This window comes from Mycolicibacterium parafortuitum, from assembly GCF_010725485.1.
GTDB lineage: Bacteria > Actinomycetota > Actinomycetes > Mycobacteriales > Mycobacteriaceae > Mycobacterium.
The window spans coordinates 2,887,167-2,905,214 of sequence record NZ_AP022598.1 but is presented as its reverse complement, the minus strand read 5'-3'; the positions used below and the strand labels follow the sequence as shown (position 1 = coordinate 2,905,214).

At 69.1% G+C, this 18,048-nt stretch carries 19 protein-coding genes and 1 pseudogene; 14 read left to right on the top strand and 6 right to left on the bottom strand.

Annotated elements, in window-relative coordinates:
- Positions 1 to 231 precede the first annotated feature (231 nt).
- On the top strand, positions 232 to 1,386 hold the full coding sequence (locus NTM_RS14050) for a hypothetical protein (RefSeq protein WP_232079708.1): 1,155 nt from the start codon (positions 232 to 234) through the stop codon (positions 1,384 to 1,386).
- Between the two features lie 60 nt (positions 1,387 to 1,446).
- On the opposite strand, the gene NTM_RS14045 is transcribed toward NTM_RS14050, so the two are convergent.
- Both NTM_RS14045 and typA read right to left on the bottom strand, forming a co-directional pair.
- Positions 1,447 to 3,294: an ABC transporter family substrate-binding protein gene (locus NTM_RS14045; protein ID WP_163766643.1), complete on the bottom strand. Its 1,848-nt coding sequence runs from the start codon at positions 3,292 to 3,294 to the stop codon at positions 1,447 to 1,449.
- 38 nt (positions 3,295 to 3,332) lie between these two features.
- Positions 3,333 to 5,240 carry a translational GTPase TypA gene (typA, locus tag NTM_RS14040; protein ID WP_104864217.1) on the bottom strand — a complete coding sequence of 636 codons (1,908 nt, stop codon included), beginning with the start codon at positions 5,238 to 5,240 and terminating at the stop codon, positions 3,333 to 3,335.
- Positions 5,241 to 5,295: 55 nt separating this feature from the next.
- Here typA and NTM_RS28555 point away from each other — a divergent pair, with 55 nt between their 5' ends.
- The 3 genes from NTM_RS28555 (at position 5,296) to NTM_RS14030 (ending at position 7,420) form a co-directional block, all read left to right on the top strand.
- Positions 5,296 to 5,463, top strand: a complete 168-nt coding sequence (locus tag NTM_RS28555) for a hypothetical protein (RefSeq protein ID WP_104863934.1) — start codon at positions 5,296 to 5,298, stop codon at positions 5,461 to 5,463.
- Between the two features lie 75 nt (positions 5,464 to 5,538).
- Positions 5,539 to 5,811, top strand: a complete 273-nt coding sequence (locus tag NTM_RS14035; RefSeq protein WP_104863935.1) for a hypothetical protein — start codon at positions 5,539 to 5,541, stop codon at positions 5,809 to 5,811.
- Between the two features lie 94 nt (positions 5,812 to 5,905).
- A complete protein-coding gene (locus NTM_RS14030; protein ID WP_163766642.1) occupies positions 5,906 to 7,420 on the top strand; it encodes a PE-PPE domain-containing protein in 1,515 nt (504 codons plus the stop codon).
- A gap of 198 nt (positions 7,421 to 7,618) precedes the next feature.
- Here the strand turns inward: NTM_RS14030 and NTM_RS14025 are convergent, their stop codons facing one another.
- Positions 7,619 to 8,035, bottom strand: a complete 417-nt coding sequence (locus NTM_RS14025) for a (deoxy)nucleoside triphosphate pyrophosphohydrolase (protein ID WP_163766641.1) — start codon at positions 8,033 to 8,035, stop codon at positions 7,619 to 7,621.
- Between the two features lie 27 nt (positions 8,036 to 8,062).
- On the opposite strand from NTM_RS14025, the gene NTM_RS14020 reads away from it, so the two are divergent.
- Positions 8,063 to 8,344: a 4a-hydroxytetrahydrobiopterin dehydratase gene (locus tag NTM_RS14020; RefSeq protein WP_104863938.1), complete on the top strand. Its 282-nt coding sequence runs from the start codon at positions 8,063 to 8,065 to the stop codon at positions 8,342 to 8,344.
- Here the strand turns inward: NTM_RS14020 and NTM_RS14015 are convergent.
- The gene (locus tag NTM_RS14015; protein WP_232079707.1) at positions 8,292 to 9,500 is read right to left on the bottom strand and encodes a mannosyltransferase; all 1,209 of its coding nucleotides are present in this window, start codon (positions 9,498 to 9,500) and stop codon (positions 8,292 to 8,294) included. The genes NTM_RS14020 and NTM_RS14015 overlap by 53 nt on opposite strands.
- A gap of 178 nt (positions 9,501 to 9,678) precedes the next feature.
- On the opposite strand from NTM_RS14015, the gene NTM_RS14010 reads away from it, so the two are divergent.
- Together NTM_RS14010 and NTM_RS14005 are read left to right on the top strand one after the other, a co-directional pair.
- Positions 9,679 to 10,287, top strand: a complete 609-nt coding sequence (locus NTM_RS14010) for a hypothetical protein (RefSeq protein WP_104863940.1) — start codon at positions 9,679 to 9,681, stop codon at positions 10,285 to 10,287.
- Positions 10,288 to 10,345: 58 nt separating this feature from the next.
- On the top strand, positions 10,346 to 11,383 hold the full coding sequence (locus NTM_RS14005; RefSeq protein ID WP_104863941.1) for an Rv1157c family protein: 1,038 nt from the start codon (positions 10,346 to 10,348) through the stop codon (positions 11,381 to 11,383).
- 93 nt (positions 11,384 to 11,476) lie between these two features.
- On the opposite strand, the gene NTM_RS14000 is transcribed toward NTM_RS14005, so the two are convergent.
- Positions 11,477 to 11,626, bottom strand: coding sequence for a DUF1059 domain-containing protein (locus tag NTM_RS14000; RefSeq protein ID WP_083145459.1), 150 nt, complete (start codon positions 11,624 to 11,626; stop codon positions 11,477 to 11,479).
- Between the two features lie 51 nt (positions 11,627 to 11,677).
- Here NTM_RS14000 and NTM_RS13995 point away from each other — a divergent pair, with 51 nt between their 5' ends.
- On the top strand, positions 11,678 to 12,337 hold the full coding sequence (locus NTM_RS13995; protein WP_163766640.1) for a nitroreductase family protein: 660 nt from the start codon (positions 11,678 to 11,680) through the stop codon (positions 12,335 to 12,337).
- 33 nt (positions 12,338 to 12,370) lie between these two features.
- On the top strand, positions 12,371 to 12,748 hold the full coding sequence (locus tag NTM_RS13990; RefSeq protein WP_104863943.1) for a recombinase family protein: 378 nt from the start codon (positions 12,371 to 12,373) through the stop codon (positions 12,746 to 12,748).
- Between the two features lie 22 nt (positions 12,749 to 12,770).
- Here NTM_RS13990 and NTM_RS13985 read toward each other — a convergent pair whose 3' ends face one another.
- Entirely contained in the window at positions 12,771 to 13,346 is a 576-nt protein-coding gene (locus NTM_RS13985) for an HhH-GPD-type base excision DNA repair protein (RefSeq protein WP_163766639.1), read from the bottom strand.
- Between the two features lie 102 nt (positions 13,347 to 13,448).
- On the opposite strand from NTM_RS13985, the gene NTM_RS13980 reads away from it, so the two are divergent.
- From NTM_RS13980 to NTM_RS13960, 5 genes and pseudogenes are all read left to right on the top strand, one after another.
- On the top strand, positions 13,449 to 13,745 hold the full coding sequence (locus NTM_RS13980; protein ID WP_104863945.1) for a DUF732 domain-containing protein: 297 nt from the start codon (positions 13,449 to 13,451) through the stop codon (positions 13,743 to 13,745).
- Positions 13,746 to 13,817: 72 nt separating this feature from the next.
- Positions 13,818 to 15,042: pseudogene (locus tag NTM_RS13975) on the top strand (sensor histidine kinase).
- Positions 15,039 to 15,836 (top strand): LytR/AlgR family response regulator transcription factor, encoded by a 798-nt coding sequence (locus NTM_RS13970; RefSeq protein ID WP_163766638.1) that lies wholly within the window; start codon positions 15,039 to 15,041, stop codon positions 15,834 to 15,836. Before NTM_RS13975 ends, NTM_RS13970 begins: the two are co-directional and overlap by 4 nt.
- Positions 15,826 to 16,200, top strand: a complete 375-nt coding sequence (locus NTM_RS13965; protein ID WP_104863948.1) for a hypothetical protein — start codon at positions 15,826 to 15,828, stop codon at positions 16,198 to 16,200. Before NTM_RS13970 ends, NTM_RS13965 begins: the two co-directional genes overlap by 11 nt.
- Entirely contained in the window at positions 16,197 to 17,939 is a 1,743-nt protein-coding gene (locus tag NTM_RS13960) for a sodium/solute symporter (protein WP_104863949.1), read from the top strand. The genes NTM_RS13965 and NTM_RS13960 overlap by 4 nt, the downstream gene beginning before the upstream one ends.
- The last annotated feature ends 109 nt before the right edge of the window (positions 17,940 to 18,048 follow it).

Below are 18,048 nucleotides of genomic sequence, written 5' to 3'. Positions count from 1 at the left end.
GTTGCGCGGTGGCCCACTTCACAGCCCATATCTGAAAGGGATCACTACATGGACATCACGGTTAGGCCGTATCTCACCGCGGGGGTAGCCCTCGTCGGAGCCAGTGCGATCGCGATCGCTCCAGCTATCACCCCGACACCAGCCCCATGGACGGCCGCCGCGCCTACCGTTTCTTCGCAGGCGGTCGATCTGTCCGCGGCGGTGAATCCGATCACGGCCTGGGCACAGGTTGTGGCAGCAGCAGCCGAGAACCTGAACGGGATCGGCGATGCTTGGCTGGCCAACCCGGCGCCGTTCCTGCGGCAGTCGCTCGCCAATGCGCTCGGATACGGCGAAACGGCGATCGGCGCCGGCGTGGGCGTGGTCGAGGGCACGCTCAACTACCTCAGCTTCAGCAACGAGGACGGGTTGTGGGGCCAGTTGGGACTCGCCGCCGAGCAGATCCTGCAAGGCGAGATCTCGACCGGCTTCAACACGCTGATGAACGCATTCCTCGTCGGCCCGCTGATCAACATCGGATTGCCGATCTTCGCCTCGGGACTGTTGGAGATCCCCACCAAGATCGCACAGAACGTCAGCAACGTGGTCCAGACGTTCTTCAGCCTTGAGGTCTTGATTCCGCTTGCCTTCGGCGTCCTGACGCCGATGGCCGGCGCGTTGTCCGCCACCGGCGACTCCCTGCAGGCATCGTTCGATGCTCTGGTCGAGGGCAGGCTGGTCGACGCGGTCATTTCATTGGTCAACCTCCCCGCCGCGGTCGTCGGTGCGGTCCTCAACGGATACACCAACTCAGACGACACGTGGCTGGCCGGGTTGTTCTCGTTCAACGAGGATCCGAACCAGGGCGGGCTGCTGCAGGCACTGCTGGTGACACTGCCGAGCGCGCTCGCCGCGGCCATCGCCCCGGAGGGCGCGGAGGAGTCCGCACGGGCGTACTCCTCCGTTGCGGGCCCATCGGACATCAACCTCGGCTCGGGCGATCTGATCCCGGTGACCGAGGTGTCCAACGGTGAGCCGGACGGATCCGCCGCGGTCGTTACGGAAACGACCGAGGAGACCACCGAGGACGCGACGGAAGACACGGTCGAGGACGCGACCGAGGACACCGTCGAAGACACGGTCGACGAGACCACGGACGTGGTCGAGGACGTCGAAGACGTCGAGGACGACGTGGCGCTCGACGAGGACGAGCTCGACTCGGTCGAGGACGAGCTCGACTCGGTCGAGGACGACATCGATTCGGTCGAGGACGACACCGACGGCAGCGACTCTGCTGACGACGCCGCTTCTGACGACGACGCCGATTCCGGCGACGCGTCCGATTCGGGGAGCTCGGCGGACTCCGGCAGCGATTCCGACAGCGGATCGTCCGGCGGCGACGAGTAACCCTCCCGCATACCGGTAGGCCCCCGCGTCCCCCCGCGGGGGCCTACCTCGTTTTCGGGGCTATTTCGGCAGTTTGACCCACGCGCCGGCGTCGCCGACGATCCCGACCGGCACGGCCCCGGTGAGGCTGACGTTCTGCACGCTCGGGCCCGCCGCGACGATGGTGGTGTCCTGCAGGATCGGCAGCACCGTCGACATCTCCCACAGCCTCGGCTCGACCTCGTCGATGACCTCGGAGATGTCGGCCGTCCCCCGCAGCGCGGCATCAATTCTCGGCTGGATCGTCCGGTCACAGATACCGGTGATGTTGCTCGGCGCCTGCACGAGCTGACCCGTCTCCGGAGGCGGGCCCGGTGCGGTGGTCGCGGTGGCGGTGGTCGGCGGCGGGGTGGCCTCCGGCGGATCGGACGGCTCCGGGGGTGGCGTCGGCGCGCCGGTGGTCGGGACGGCGGTCGCCTCCAGCGCGGGGCAGCCGTAGCGCGACGCCAACGACGTCGCCAGATCGCCGCCGGCCGGATGCCATCCCACCACCGCGTCGACGGTGTTGTTGACCAGCGCCTCGCCGTAGAGCGTCACCGGGTCGAGCGCGGACACCGATGCGTCGATCCCAACGTTGCGCAGCTGGTCGGCCGCGGTGTTCGCGACGGCCACCGATGTCGGGTCGTTGGCCGCGACGCCGAGCACCAGACGCAGCGGTTCACCGTCCTTGACGACGCGCCCGCGGCTGATCTCCGGCGGCGCGGGCGACTCCCCCGGTTCGATCTCGTACCCGGCTTCGGCGAGGAGGGCGATCGCGTCCTCACGGGACATCGCCGGCGGCGCGGTCGGTACGTATCCGGGATCCGATGGGGACCGCACCTGCGCCTGCGCCAGCGTCACGGTGTTGTCGTCTCCGGCGCCGACAGCGGCGAGCAGGTCGACGTCGAGCAGGCCGAGGATCGCTTTACGTACCTGCCAGTCGGCCAGGGCGGGCTGCTGGGCCCGCAACGTCAGGTGCATGACGCGCGGTGTGACGATCCGCGCGGTGCGCACGTCGGGGATCGCCGACAGCTGCGCGAACACCGCCGATCCGCCGTGCACCTGCGCCACCTGGGTGTCGCCGTTGCGGATCGAGTCGGCGAGCGCGGCCGGCGCCCCGCCGCGGCGGAACAGGATCAGGTCGGGCGAGGCGGGCACGCCCCAGTAGCGGTCGTTGCGGGCCAGCAGGATCTCGTCGCGCTGCGGATCGATGGTGTCGACCCGGAACTGGCCGCCGGTCACCGGCAACGCCTGCGTCAACCCGGCCGCGAAGCCACCGGGGACGTCTTTGACGATGTGGGCGGGCAGGATGTCGTTGAACAGTTCACGCCAGGCCGGGTACGGCTGGGCGAAGGTGACCACGGCGGTCTTGCCGCCCTCGACCGACTGGACCCCGGTGATCAGGTCGTAGCCGGCCGGGTCGACGGCACCGGGCTGACTCACCATCTGGCGCCACAGATACCAATAGTCGTCGGCGCCGATCGGCGCGTTGTCGGTCCACTGCGCCTCGGGCCGGATCTTGTAGGTCACCGTGAAGGGCTCCTGGCTGGTCACCTCCGCCGACTCCAGCAGCGAGGTGTCCATTTCCCACCGCGAGCCGGTCGGGGTCTGCGAATCCGGGACCGGCCGGAACGAACTCGGCAGCACCAGCGCGCTGATCGCGGCGTTCACCGGCGACTGGTCAGAGAGCAGATGCGAGTTGAAGCCGGGGCCGATCGAGTCGATCGCGACGATGATCTGCGTCGCCTTCATCGGCGGCGGGGGCGTGGACTCGGTCGTGTCGGTGCTCTGCGGGGCCGGCGGCGGGCTCACCGTACACCCCGTGACCAGGGCAAACGTCATGCCGATCGCGCTGATGCCGGCGCTGACGCGGCGCAGGGTCGTCGGCATGCTCTACAGGGTAACCAGGGCGTGCACGCCCACCGGGGTCAGTTGTTGGCCTGCGCTTTGGCCCGCGCCTTGGCTCGCGCGCGCAGCGATGCGGTCAGTTCGACCTTGCGCACCCGCACGATCTCGGGGGTCACCTCGACGCATTCGTCCTCCGCGCAGAACTCCATCGCCTTCTCCAGGTCGAGTTCCAGCGGCCGGGCCAGCGTCTCCATCACGTCGGCCGTGGAGGACCGCATGTTGGTCAGCTTCTTCTCCCGGGTGATGTTGATGTCGAGATCCTCGGCGCGCGGGTTGATGCCGACGACCTGGCCCTCGTAGGTCTCCTGCCCGGGTTCGACGAAGAACTGCCCGCGGTCGGCGAGCTGGATCATCGCGAACGGCGTGATCTGGCCGCTGCGGTCGGACACCAGCGACCCGGTGTGGCGGGCGCGGATCTCGCCGGCCCATGGACGGTAGCCGTCGAAGACCGCGTTGGCGATGCCGGTGCCGCGGGTCAGTGTCAGGAAGTCGGTGCGGAACCCGATCAGGCCGCGGCTGGGGACGATGAAGTCCATCCGCACCCATCCCGCGGCGTGATTGGTCATCTGCTCCATCCGGCCCTTGCGGGCGGCCAGCAGCTGGGTGATCGCGCCGAGGTGTTCTTCGGGGCAGTCGATGGTCAGCGCTTCGAACGGTTCGTGCAGCTTGCCGTCGATGGTCTGGGTGACCACCTGCGGTTTGCCGACCGTGAGCTCGAAGCCCTCGCGGCGCATCTGCTCGACGAGGACGGCCAGCGCCAGCTCGCCTCGGCCCTGCACCTCCCAGGCGTCCGGGCGGCCGATGTCGACGACCTTGATCGACACGTTGCCGACCAGCTCGGAATCCAGGCGATTCTTAACCATCCGCGCGGTGAGCTTGTGCCCGGACACCTTGCCGGCCAGCGGCGAGGTGTTGGTGCCGATGGTCACCGAGATCGCGGGCTCGTCGACGGCGATGCGCGGCAGCGCGTGCGCATGGTCGGGGTCGGCCAGCGTGTCGCCGATCATGATCTCCGGGACGCCGGCGATCGCGACGATGTCGCCGGCGACGGCCTCGTCGGTCGACGTCCTCTCGACGCCGACGGTGACCAGCACCTCGGTGATCTTGGCGTTGGTGATGACGGGGTGGCCGTCGACCTCACGCATCCACGCGACCTGCTGCCCCTTCTTGAGGCGGCCCTTGTAGATCCGGATCAGGGCGAGCCGGCCGAGGAACGCCGATGCGTCGAGGTTGGTCACGAGCGCCTGGAACGGCCCTTCGGGGTCGCCCTTCGGCGGCGGGATGTGCTCGAGCAGCACATCGAACAGCGGGTCGAGATTCTCGCCGTCGGGGTTCTCACCGTTGGCGGGCTGGGTGGTGCTGGCGATCCCGGCACGCCCGGAGGCGTACAGCGTCGGCAGGTCCAGCGCCATCTCGGCGGCCGCCTGGGCCTCCTCGTCGAGGTCGGAGGCGACGTCGAGCAGCAGGTCGTGGCTCTCCTCGACGACCTCGGCGATGCGGGCGTCGGGACGGTCGGTCTTGTTGACGACCAGGATCACCGGCAGGTGCGCGGCTAGGGCCTTGCGCAGCACGAACCGAGTCTGCGGCAGCGGCCCCTCGGACGCGTCGACGAGCAGCACCACACCGTCGACCATCGACAGGCCGCGTTCGACCTCGCCACCGAAGTCGGCGTGGCCGGGGGTGTCGATCACGTTGATGACGGTCATGGTGCCGTCAGGGTGGTGCCGGTGCACGGCCGTGTTCTTGGCCAGGATGGTGATTCCTTTTTCCTTCTCCAGGTCACCGGAATCCATCAGGCGTTCGATCTCGTCGTCACCGCGGTGGCTCAGGGCACCGGATTGACGCAGCATCGCGTCGACCAGAGTGGTTTTGCCATGGTCGACGTGGGCCACAATGGCGACGTTGCGAAAATCCGGGCGTGCAGTCACGTGCCGATTGTCGCAGTGCACTGCACCGATCACGAAAACGAGAGATTCCCGTCACGTGAAAGCCAAGAAGCTTGCCGACCTCAAGCCGAAGAAAAAGTGCTGCCGCAGCAAGCCCCGGTGCAAGCGCTGCCCGCTGGTGCTCCACAAGGTGCACAAGGCCGAACTCAACGGGATCCGCGGCAAGGATCTGACGAAGGTGTACCAGCGAGCCAGGAAGGCGTGAGCCGTTTTTCAGCAGGTCCACGCCCTGCGGGCGTACCTTTGAGGGACCCGTCGGGCGTGTTCTGGAGGTGCCTTCATGACGGTTTACACGGTGCTCACCATCGTCCTCATCACTGTGCTCGCCACGCTGACCACGCTGGCGATCTTCCTGGGCCTGGCCAACTGGGTCGGTGCCTTCTACATCGTCCGATGTAGCCAGTGCCGGCACCTGACGTTCAGTTCGGCGAACAAGAGCCAGGCGTCGTGCCCGCAGTGCAGGCATCCGGTGCTGACGCATCCGATCCACGCGCTCGCGCACCGCGACGCGCGGGCCGACGTGCGTGTCGTGGGCGACCGCCTGCGTTATTGAGGCCGGCCGAAGACGTTGGCATAAGCCGTCATCGGCGCGGGTATGGGAGCCCACTAGCCCGGCGGTACAGCCGGTTGGATCTGGAGCGTCCTCAATGCCTGCGTTCATCCGGTCTCTGCTCGTCACCGTCGTCGCGATGCTCGGCGCCGCGATGCTCGCCGTCGGTTCGACATTGACCGGGGCGGCGGCGGCCCTGGCCGACCCCGTCGCTCTGATCATGGGGAACTCCGGACGCCCCTGGCCCGAAGCGCCCTACGTCGCCAATGCCATGCGTCGCTACATCGAACCCAACTCCACCTGCGGCGAGGTGAGCTGCCAGGCCCGCCCTGTCTATGGACCGGAGGAGTTCTGGCCGGTCTACGGCGGGCTGACCGCGCTGTCCTTCAACCGATCGACCGAGGTGGGGTTGGATTATCTGGACGCGGCGCTGCAACAGCAACTGCACGCCGAACCCGGGGAGAACGTCGTCATCTTCGGCTACTCGCAGAGCGGCCGGATCACCAATCTGCAACTGCGCAATCTCGCCGACCCTGCCTATGCGGAGGACAACGACAAGATCGTGCCGGACGCCGATCAGCTCGAGGTCGTCCTGGTGGGCAACTGGAGCCGCCCCAACGGCGGGATCGGGGCCCGATTCAACGGCCTCACCATCCCGTTCATCGGCATCACCTTCGACGGCGCGACCCCGACCGACACCGGTTACCGGATGACCGACATCTCCTACGAGTACGACATCATCTCCGACGCGCCGCTGTACCCGATCAATCTGTTGGCGACTCTCAACGCGACCCTCGGCTTCTTCTACGCCCACCTGACCTATGCCGACCCGTCCGCCATCAACGCCTCGTTCCCTTGGGGTTCGACCAGCGAGGAGTCGTTCGCAGAGCTGCTCGCCTCGGCGACGGTGCAGAAGTACCCCGGAAAAGGGCAGGATCCGAACGGCAACCCCGAGGACTGGGACAACACTTATGTCCTGATCCCGTCGAAGCACCTCCCGCTGCTGCAACCGATCCGCGATCTCGCCGCGGTCACCGGCACGTCCGGGTTCATCGAACCGGTGATGAAGTTGATCGAGCCCACGCTGAAGGTGTTGATCGACACCGGATATGACCGGACCATTCCGATGGGCCAGAACACGCCGGCCCGCCTGATTCCGCGAATCAACCTGGTAACGCTGACCGCCGACCTCGGCAAGGCCCTCGATCGAGGAATTCGCGACGCACTCGGAATGCCTTCCGTCACCCCTGCGGCACCGACGGACACTTCCTCCGGTGATATCACGGCCACGTTCACTACGCCCGAGAAAGCGAAGATGGAGGACGAGTTCGCCGAGTCCGCAGAGGATTCCAGCGATATCTCGGCGGTTTCGGAAGATTCGACGGACGACGAGAAAGACGTGTCGGACGGTTCGGAGCACGCGGCCGTGGATGAAGACATCACCGAGACGGCGGACACCGCGAACGACCCAGCCACCACGCCGGAACCCACCACGTCGGAATCCGCCGCCGACTCTGCTTCCGCCGCCGAGGCCGGCAAGCCGGCCGAGCGCACGGATCGTGCTCCGAGGAAGCCTGCCACCAGGAAGTCGGACGACAACGCCGCGGCGTAGGTCGTCGCGCTGATGGCACCGTCGCTGACCACGGTGGGCCACGGCGCTCTGGACAAGGACGCCTTGAGCGCATTGCTTCGCGTGGCGTGCCACCGGCGCCCGCGTGAAAGACGTCAGGCCGCTGCGACGTGCTCGACGTGGCCGGCCAACTTCTTCGAATCACCTTGGCGCAGATTGCGTTTCACAGAGCGGGGCGCGTCAGCCGTTGCGACCCTGCTCCCCGCCGCCGCGCGCTAGGTGGTCGGCCAGATCGGGCAACCATGCCCGGTCGGCCGGCACCCAGGCCACACTCGACAATTCGTCGGCACCCACCCAGCGCAGCGCACGATGATCATGTGCGGTGACCACACCGTGGATCCGGGTCACGAGGTAGGCGCGCAAAATCGCCGTCTCCGTCAGCGTCACGTCCGCGCCGAGTCGCGCACCGACGGCGACCTCCACCCCGAGTTCCTCCTGTAACTCCCGCGCAAGGGCGGCCTCGTCGCTCTCGCCGGGGCCGACCTTGCCGCCGGGCAGTTCCCAGAGCCCGGCCAACTCGGGCGGGCGGACGCGCTGGGCCACCAGCAGAGCGCCGTGCTCGACCAGCGCACCGGCGACGACGATCAGATTCGGCATCGGCGCAGACGGTATACCGTCGGCAGCATGGCTGTCTTGACGGACGAACAGGTAGACGCGGCACTGCCCGAACTCGACGACTGGGAACGCGTCAACGGGGCGCTACGCAGGTCGGTGAGATTCCCGGCATTCCTCGACGGCATCGACGCCGTCCGGCGCGTAGGCGAGCACGCGGAGAGCAAAGACCACCACCCGGACATCGACATCCGTTGGCGGACAGTGACTTTTGTGTTGGTCACGCACTCCGAGGGCGGCATCACGGAGAAGGACATCCAGATGGCGCGCGATATCGACGGGATCCTCGGATAGCGATCCACCCCAGCGTCGCCAACGTGGCCACGATGTAGATCAGGCCCGCCCACGCGAGATACCAGGGCCGCGGAATGGTCCAGATCGTCGGCTGCGCGAAGCTGAGCAACCACGGCACCCCGACCAGGATCAGGACCAGCCAGCCCCAGCCCAGCACCCGCGCGCCGAGCTGCGCGCGCAGCGGGCCGTGCAGCAGCCAGATGATCAGCGGGATCAGCCACACCCAGTGGTGCGTCCACGAGATCGGCGACAGCAGCAACCCGAACAGCTGCACCACGACGATGCCGCCCAGCCGGTCCTGCGCGCCGCCGATCGCACGCCACGCCAGCACCGCGACGACGACCGTCACCGCGATGCCGAGCAGCACCAGCGGCCCGTATCCGGCGTCGTGGCCGAGGATGCGCGAGATCCCGCCTCGCCAGGACTGGTTGAACGACGTGCCGACCGGCCCGACGCGGTCGGCGTCGCCGAGCAGTTCGGTGAAGTAGATCCGGGTCTGGTCACCGACCAGCACCGCCGACACGGCGATCGTCAGTGCGAAGACCACCGCCGACCACACCACCGTCGCCCATCGGCGGGCACCGACGAAGTACAGACCGGCCACCGCCGGGGTGAGCTTCACCCCGGCCGCCAGCCCGATGAGCAACCCCGACAGCCACCACCGCGTGCTGTACACCGCGTACAGCGTCGCGAGCACGAGCAGCACGTTGACCTGGCCGTAGTCGAAGGTGCTGCGCAGCGGTTCGGTCCAGATCCCGACCGCCGTCCACAGCATCGCGACGCGTGGCCCGCGCGCGCCGGAGTCCTCCGGCAGCAATCGCTGGCTCATCCGGACCACACCGTAGAGGGCGGCGATGATGCCGACCTGCCACAGGAACGCGACCACCCCGAACGGCAGCACGTGCAGCGGATAGAACACCACCGCGGCGAACGGCGGATACGTGAACGGCAGCGGGAAGTCCGGCGTCTGCTCGCCATAGACGTACTCGTAGAGCGTGCCCGGGCCGTCGAGCTCCGCGGCGCCGCCGACATAGACGTGCAGATCCACGAAGTTCGCGCCGTTGGGCACCAGATACGTCCAGGCCAGCCGCGCGGCGATGCTCAGGACCAACAGCAGCGGGGCGGCCGCGCGAAGACGCGCGGTCGCCCCGGTCACGGGCTCGGTGGTGTTTATCGGACCGACTCTAGCGAGCGGTCACCGTCTGCCTTCACCTCAGTAACGGTTCCATAAATGCCACTCTTGTCACTTGAGTAACTCTAGTAACAGGCTAGCTTCGGGTGCAGGCATGCCATCGATGTCATTTACGGCCGACTTGAGGATTGGGAGATCTCTGATGCACCGCACCCGGAAACTTTTCGCCACAACGATGTTCGCCGCGGCTGGGGCGGTGTCGGCTGCGCTGGCGCTCGGCGCCCCCGCCGCCGCGCAGCCCGCGCCCGCCCCGGCGCCCGCCCCCGAGATCCCCGGCCTGCCGTTCCTGCAGCAGCTGGCCGCGAATCCGGCGGCCGCCACCCAGCTCATGCAGGGTTTCGCGAACCTGATGGGTAACGCCCCGGCAGCCACCGCGACGGCCACGCCGGCCACGCCGGTGTCGGGTCCCGGTGCGACGGCGTCCATCGAGCTTCCGCAGCCGGCGGCCATCCTGCCCGCCGCGACGCTGCCCGACGCGACGCTGCCCGGGGCCACCCCGCTGGGCAACGGCAACATCACCACGGTGCCCGTCGCCAACACGACGGTGCCCGCGGCCGCGCCGGTCTCTCCGCTGGCCGGTCTGACCGACCAGCTGCCGGGCGGACTCGCCTCGCTGCTGCCCGCCGGCAACCCGCTGGCGAGCCTCCTGCCGGGCGCCGCGACGGCACCGGCGACGGTCGCCCCGGCGACGGCACCTGCTGCCGCCCCGGCAATTCCGCCGGCGTTCTCGCCGCTGTCGGCCCTGCCGTGACGCGCTGACCATCACCAGGCCACCGAACTCCACCGACACATCGACCAATTGGGGGATCATGTCCACGACCGGGCGTAAAGCAACGACGAAGACGATGCTCACGGCGGCGATGGCGGTGTGCTCTTCGGCGCTACTGGCGGTCAGCGCGGGCGTCGCCCACGCTGAACCGTCGGCACCGGTGCCTGCCCCGCCGCCGATCGACGGGCTGCAGGCCCCCGGTCTGCCCGCGGTGCAGAGTCTCGGGCCGGTGATCCAGCAGGCGGCCTCGGATCCGACCAACGCCGCGTCCATGCTGATGGCCGCCGCCGCGGTGTTCGCCGGGGACATGGCGGCGCCGAAGCCGTCCCGCGACGTGGCATCGGCGGTCAACACGTTCGTCGCCCAGCCCGTCGCCCACGTCCCCGCGACCGGGGCGGTACCGGGGTTCGAGGCGCACCTGCCGGCCGGGGTCGACCCGCGGCATGCGCTCGGGCCCGTGCAGGAGGCGGTGCCGCAGGCGCTGCCCGATGCGGCCCACGCACCCGCGGCCACGGCCGCGGCACCGGGCGCGGTACCGGCTCCGGGACCGGCCCCCGGGCCCGCGGCGGGTGCCGAGGTGCCCGTCCCGGTCCCGGCGCCGGCAGCACCCGGCGCTCCGGTCACGCCGGTGGCCAACGCGACCGGGGAAGCGGGCGGCTTCGGTCCGAACGCTCCGGTGACACAGGACTTCCTGTATCCGTCGATCAGCAACGGCTGCGGCGCCGACGGCGGCAACGTGCTGGCGACCGCGATCTCAGTCGCGGGCCCGGCGACGATTCCGCTGCCCGGTCCGGGCCCCGGTCAGACGGCCTACGTGTTCACCGCGATCGGCACCCCCGGCCCCGCCGCCGAACAGAAGCTCCCGTTGAACGCGACCTGGGTGAACCTGACCACCGGCAAGTCCGGCAGCGTCACCCTCAAACCGCGCCCGGACCTCAATCCCGAGGGCCCGACCACGCTGACCGCGATCGCCGACACCGGATCGGGCAGCATCATGACCACCATCTTCGGCCAGGTCTCGACGACCGAGAAGCAGTGTCAGTTCATGCCGACGATCGGCTCGACCGTCGTCCCCTGACGCCGCACCTTCCCCCTCGACGCGAACTGGGATTCCCGGTTGTGAATCTGGCCAGATTCACAACCGGGAATCCCAGTTCGGCGTTTTGGTGGGTCAGTAGGCCATGAAAAGAATGGCGTCGCGGTCGTACTCGCGGCCGGGATGCACCTCGGACAGATGCTTCTGGGCCTTCTCCACGAGATCCTCTTCGTCCTTGCCGGTGATCGCTTCGCCGCAGGGGCAGTTCAGGTGTGTCTTCGCCATGACATAACAATGGCACAGCACCGGCCCTGCGATAGGACGAGATCACCCGATATGGACCTCTACGACGTGATGCGGACGACCGGCGCGGTCCGGCGTTTCACCGACGACCCACTGCCCGACGATGTACTGGCCCGAATCCTCGACCACGCGCGGTTCGCACCGAGCGGCGGCAACCGGCAGGGCGTGCACGTCATCGCGGTGCGCGAGCGCGCCACCCGCGATGCTCTCGCGACGCTGACCCAGACCGGTGCACGCCGCTACATCGCGCAGCAGCGCAACGGCGAGGCACCGTGGAATCCGGTGCACCCCATGGGCGTCACACAAGACGAGGTCGCCGCGACCGAGGTGCCCGCCGAACAGACACTCCCTCTGCTGACCGCAGCCGTGGTGCTGGTGGTCTGCGTGGACCTGTCTGTCGTCGCGGCCTTCGACCAGAACCTCGACCGCGTCGGGGTGGTCGCCGGCGCCTCGGTCTACCCGTTCGTGTGGAACGTGTTGCTCGCGGCGCGCAACGAGGGCTTCGGCGGGGTGCTGACGACGATGGTGGTCGCCGAGGAACCCGCCGTCAAGAACCTGCTCGGCATACCGGACGAGTATGCAGTCGCGGCCGTGCTGCCACTGGGCCGCCCGCAACGCCAGGTCACGAAGCTGACCCGCAAACCGGTGGCCGAGTTCGCGACGCGGGAGCGCTTCGACGGCGAGTCTCTGTGACGCCGCGCGCTCCGGCGTGAGACCTTGGAAAGCGTGGCGGTCACGTTGGGTTATGCGACGGCCGCGGGTGACTGCGGGAGCCTGGACGAGCAACTCGCCGAACTCGCGGCCGCGGGAGTCGATCCGCGACGGATCTTCACCGACAAGACCTCGGGCTCGGCGGACAAGATGCGCGCCGGGCTGCTCGCCCTGCTGAGCTACGCCCGCGCGGGCGACGTGGTCGTGGTCGTCGCGCTGGAACGGCTGGGCCGGACCGTCACCGAGGTGACACATACGGTCGCCGATCTGACGACGCGGGGCATCACGTTGCGCTGCCTGGCCGACGGGCTGGACACCGCGACCGCGACGGGGCGCGTGGTCGCCAAGGTGCTCACCGATCTGGCGGCACTCGACGCCGAGGTCAGGCCTTAGCGGCCTTCGCTGTGTCTATGGCTCAGGCCTTGGCGGCCTTCGCTGCCGCTTTGGCTTCCTTCTTGTACGCCCGCACCTTCTGCAGCGACCCCGGATCCTTCACGTCCGCGACCGACATGTGCACGCCCGCCTTGCCGTAGTCGCCGGCCGCGGCGCGCCACCCTTTCGGGTCGACGCCGTACTGCTTGCCGAGCAGCGCGAGGAAGATCTTGGCCTTCTGCTCGCCGAAACCGGGCAGCGCCCTGAGCCTGCGCAGCACCTCTTTGCCGTCGGCGCCGTCGGACCACAGCGCGGCCGCGTCGCCGCCGTACTCGTCGACGATGACCTGCGCCAGCGCCTGCACCCGCTTCGACATCGACCCCGGGAATCGGTGCACCGCAGGCGTTTGCGCGCACAGCGCGGTGAACGCCTCGGGGTCGTAGTCGGCGATGGTCTCGGCGTCGAAGCGGCCCATCCGGTCGGCGATCTTCTTCGGGCCGCCGAACGCCACCTCCATCGGGATCTGCTGGTCGAGCAGCATGCCGACCAGCAGTGCGAACGGATTGGCCTCCAACAACTCGTCGGCCGCGGGATCCTGAACCAACTGCAATTTCGCCACGCGGCCAGTCTAGGACCCGCGGCAACCGCGGTGAGCTGCGCATTCGAGCCTCAGATCGGCCGCGATGTGTCATCGTGAACCCGGAAACCGGAGGAGGCGGTCATGGGGCGGGTACTGGCGGGTCTTGGTGCGGCGATCGTCACCGCGATCGCGTTGGCGGGCACAGCGCACGCGATACCCGATCAGGGCACCCCGGAATTCGACGCCTACATGCAGGGCCTGCAGGCCAACGGCTACCACCTCAATCCCGACACCGCGTGGCGGCTGGCCCACCAGTCGTGCATCGGCGGCGTCCCGGGATACATCGGCCTCGAGCTGGCGGCCCAGGGGGTGCTCGGCCCCGGCGCGCAGCAGCGCGCGATGGCGGTGGCACAGAAGTACGCCTGCCCCATCCAGTAGGGGATGACACCCGCCGTCAATGCGGCTGCCGTAAGCGAGATTCGGCATCGTGCGGCGAAGTAACGTAGCGCTATGTCAGGCGCGCTGGAGATCGCACTCACCGCCGCGCTGATCCTGCTCGCCGTGGCGGCGGTTGTCGTCGCGGTCCGCACCCGCCGTGTGGTGGCCACCCCGACGGAACGTGCCGTGCACGCCGCACTGCACACCGCCTCGCTGGCGGCGCGCGCATTGCGCCAAGGCCTGGACACCGAATCCGCCGAGGCGTCCGCGCCGTTTCTGCGTGAACTCACCGGCACCGACGGCCTCGCACTGTTCGACGGCGACGGCGAACCACTGATCCGCGACCCCGACCTCGACCTGGTGTGGCCGCAGGACGTGTGCGACGCGTGCGACGGTGCCGCGCGCGAATCGATCTCCGGGCAGCGGCGGGTGATGACGCACGCCAAGGATTCCGCGGTGATCGCCCAGCCGATGTTGACCGAGGCGGGCGACCTGCTGGGGGGTGCTGGTGGTCGTGACCACCCGCTCCCCCGGCCCCGGCATGCTGGGCGCGGTCGGCGAAGTCGCCCGGTATGCGGCCAGCCAGATCGAGCTCGCCGAGCTCGACGCGTCGCGCGCGAGGCTGGACCGCGCCGAGGTGCTCGCGCTGCGCGCCCAGATCAGCCCGCACTTCATCTACAACGCGCTGAACACCATCGCGTCGTTCGTGCGCACCGACCCCGACCGCGCCCGCGAGCTGATCCTGGAGTTCGCCGACTTCACCCGCTACTCGTTCCGCGCGGCGGGCCAGTTCACCACCCTGTCGGACGAACTGCGCAACATCGACCGCTATCTCACGCTCGAACGGGCCCGGTTCGGGCCCGCCCTGAAAGTGACGCTGCGCGTGGCGCCGGAGGTGCTCAACGTCGTCGTCCCGTTCCTGGCGCTGCAGCCACTGGTAGAGAACGCGGTGCGGCACGGCTTCGCCGGACGCGGAAGCGGTTCCATCGAGCTGATCGCCCGTGACGAAGGCTCCGACTGCGTCATCACCGTCGAAGACGACGGCGTCGGAATGGATCCCGAGGCGCTGCGCGCCGGGCCTGGCGACGCGCTGTCCGAGACCACCAACAGCGACCGCGCGGGCGCACACGTGGGGTTGACGAATGTCGACCATCGGCTGCGCGCCGCCTTCGGCAACGACTACGGTCTGGTGGTCGAAACCGCGATCGGGGCGGGCACCAAGGTCGTGATGCGGGTGCCGAAGTTCCGGTCCGGTGTGCGGGCCAGCGGAGGTGGATTCGGAGTGGTCAGATCGTGACGCGACCGCTGACCGTGCTGGCCGTCGACGACGAAGCCCCTGCCCTCGACGAATTGGCCTACCTGCTGGGCAGGCATCCGGCCATCGGCGAGGTGTTCCGTGCCGGCGACGCGACGTCGGCGCTGCGGGAGCTCAATCAGCGCCCCATCGACGCGGTGTTCCTGGACATCAACATGCCCGGCCTGTCCGGCATCGAACTGGCCGGGGTGCTCGCCAACTACGCGCAGCGCCCGGCGATCGTGTTCGTGACCGCCCATGACGACAAGGCTGTCGCGGCATTCGACGTCGGCGCACTCGACTATCTGCTCAAGCCGATCCGCGAGGAACGCCTCGACGCCGCGGTGCGCCGGGTCGCGGGCGCGCAGACCGCGGCTCCCGCCGGCGACGACGACGCCATCCGCGAGCCCGAATCGGACGTGATCCCTGCCGAACTCGGCGGAGTCACCCATCTGATCCCACGCGACAGCATCGGCTGGGTCGAGGCCGAGGGCGACTACGCCCGGCTGCACTCGGCGTCCGGTTCGCACCTGGTCCGCATACCGCTGAGCACCCTCGAAACACGTTGGCGGGACCGCGGATTCCAGCGCGTGCACCGGTCCTACCTGGTGGCGCTGCGGCTGGTGTCGGGGCTGCGCACCGCCGACGGCGCCGTTCTGGTGCGGTTGCGGGCCAACGGCGCATCACCGGCGGTCGAGCTCCCGGTGAGTCGGCGCCAGGCCCGCGAACTGCGCGACCGGGTGGTGCGTAACCCGATGCGGCACCTGCGTCCGGCAGGAACCCCCGATGACCAGTAGCGAACGGCCGCAACGCCAGCGCGTGGTGCTGGCGCACCGTCGCGGCGCCCGGATGGTCCGCACCCGCGTCGAGGTTCAGGAGCAGACGCAGGTGGGTGACGCGCTGGTGCGCGGCCTGGTGCGCGCGCAGTTGGGGCTGGCGCTGCGGCTGGCGGCGGTGGTGGTCGGCCTGATCGGCGCGATCCCGCTGCTGAACGCCGCCTTCCCGGCGCTGGGCGCGGTCAGCGTGTTCGGCATCCGGTTGAACTGGCTGGTCCTGGCCGGCCTGGTGTATCCGCTGCTCTACGGAATCGGCCGGTTCTACGTGCGATTGGCCGAACAGGCCGAACGCGACTTCGTCCGGGTGATCGACGCCGAGCCGTGACCGGATCACCACTGACCGCTTTCGCGCTGCTGGCCGCGGCCGTCGCGACCGTCGCGATCGGCGCGTACGGGGTGCGGTTCTCCCGCACCACCTCGGACTTCCTGGTCGCGTCACGCACCGTCGGATCCCGGTGGAATGCCGCCGCGATATCCGGCGAATACATCTCGGCCGCATCGTTTCTCGGCGTCGCCGGGCTGATCGCCAAGTACGGCGCCGACGCGTTGTGGTACCCGGTCGGATTCACCGCCGGCTATCTGGGCCTGCTGCTGTTCGTCGCCGCGCCGCTGCGCCGCTCCGGCGCCTACACCGTCCCCGACTTCGCCGAGTTCCGGCTCGGCTCGGTCAGGTTGCGCAAGGTCGCGATGCTCGTCGTCGTGGTGATCTGCGTCTTCTACCTGGTCCCCCAGTACCAGGGAGCCGGGCTGGCGCTGAAAACCCTTCTCGGCACCCCGGTTTGGCTGGGCCCACTGGTCGTCGGCGCGATCGTGATCATGAACGTGGTGGGTGGCGGCATGCGCTCGATCACGTTCGTGCAGGCCTTCCAGTACTGGTTGAAGCTGACCGCGGTCGCGATCCCGGCGCTGGCGCTGGCCGGGCTGTTCTTCAGCGACCGCGGCGGCGAGCTCGGCGGGCCGCTGCCGCCGACGGTGCAGAACGAGACGGCCGTCCAGATCGAGACCGACGTCGTCGTCCAGGTGGCAGCGCCTGCGGGTATCACCGTGACCGGCACCCTCGACGGCAGGCCGGTGCAGAACACCGCGATCGGACCGGCCGGGGAGCACACCCTCGGGGCGGGTAGTTCGCTGACGCTGGCAGCGGGGGCGGCCACCCCGGTCGTCGCCGGAACACCGAGCACGGGCCGGGACTGGATCGCCTCCGGCGGCGGGCTCGGCGGCAGCCATCCGCTCTATCAGGTGCTGTCGATCATCGTCGCGACGTTCCTCGGCACGATGGGGCTGCCGCACGTGCTCGTGCGCTTCTACACCAACCCCGACGGCCGCGCGGCGCGGCGCACAGCGCTGGCCGTCATCGCGCTGCTGTCATTGTTCTATCTGTTCCCGACGCTGCTCGGGGTGTTCTCGCGGTGGTACGTACCGCAACTGCTCATCACCGGCACCGCCGACGCGGCGGTCCTGCTCGCCCCCGCGTCGGCGTTCGCGGGACCGGTCGGCCAACTACTGGCGGCGTTGGTGGCCGCCGGCGCGATCGCGGCGTTCCTGGCGACGTCGTCGGGACTGCTGGTCAGTTTCGCCGGTGCGCTGGCCACCGATGTGCTGCCCGGCCGGGTGCGGGACTTCCGGCTCGCCGCCGTGGTCGGCGGGTTGATCCCGATCCCGTTGGCGCTGGCCGCTTCTGGCGATCTCGAGCTGTCCCGCAGCGTCGGGCTGGCGTTCGCCGTCGCCGCGTCGACACTGTGCCCGCTGCTGGTGCTCGGTATCTGGTGGCGCGGCCTGACCGCCCGCGGGGCGATGAGCGGTCTTGCCGTCGGCGGTGTGCTCTCCGGTGGCGCGGTGACCGTCGCGGTCATCGGCGGTGTCGACGAGGCCGCACTCGGCGGTTGGCCGGCGGTGCTGATCGGTTATCCGGCCGCAGTCAGCGTTCCGCTGGCGTTCGCGACGATGATCGTCGTCAGTCGGCTCACCCGGGACAGCAGACCGGCCGACGTCGCGCAGACGTTCGCGCGGATGCACGTTCCGGAACATCTGGGGATGGGGATCGAGCGCACGCCCCGGGGCTAGCGCAAAACCGCGCACCGTTCATCGTCGTGAGCCGACCGTTCACCGCAGCATCATCGGTGCTCACCGTGTGCACCGCGACCGAGCAGGGTATGTGACCTGCATCTCAACT

Bases quoted from the DNA above. Each gene is read 5' to 3' on its own strand.
- NTM_RS14045 (WP_163766643.1), bottom strand. From the start codon at position 3,294: ATGCCGACGACCCTGCGCCGCGTCAGCGCCGGCATCAGCGCGATCGGC.
- NTM_RS14035 (WP_104863935.1), top strand. From the start codon at position 5,539: ATGACGGTTTACACGGTGCTCACCATCGTCCTCATCACTGTGCTCGCC.
- NTM_RS14030 (WP_163766642.1), top strand. From the start codon at position 5,906: ATGCCTGCGTTCATCCGGTCTCTGCTCGTCACCGTCGTCGCGATGCTC.
- NTM_RS14025 (WP_163766641.1), bottom strand. From the start codon at position 8,035: ATGCCGAATCTGATCGTCGTCGCCGGTGCGCTGGTCGAGCACGGCGCT.
- NTM_RS14020 (WP_104863938.1), top strand. From the start codon at position 8,063: ATGGCTGTCTTGACGGACGAACAGGTAGACGCGGCACTGCCCGAACTC.
- NTM_RS14010 (WP_104863940.1), top strand. From the start codon at position 9,679: ATGCACCGCACCCGGAAACTTTTCGCCACAACGATGTTCGCCGCGGCT.
- NTM_RS14005 (WP_104863941.1), top strand. From the start codon at position 10,346: ATGTCCACGACCGGGCGTAAAGCAACGACGAAGACGATGCTCACGGCG.
- NTM_RS14000 (WP_083145459.1), bottom strand. From the start codon at position 11,626: ATGGCGAAGACACACCTGAACTGCCCCTGCGGCGAAGCGATCACCGGC.
- NTM_RS13995 (WP_163766640.1), top strand. From the start codon at position 11,678: ATGGACCTCTACGACGTGATGCGGACGACCGGCGCGGTCCGGCGTTTC.
- NTM_RS13980 (WP_104863945.1), top strand. From the start codon at position 13,449: ATGGGGCGGGTACTGGCGGGTCTTGGTGCGGCGATCGTCACCGCGATC.
- NTM_RS13965 (WP_104863948.1), top strand. From the start codon at position 15,826: ATGACCAGTAGCGAACGGCCGCAACGCCAGCGCGTGGTGCTGGCGCAC.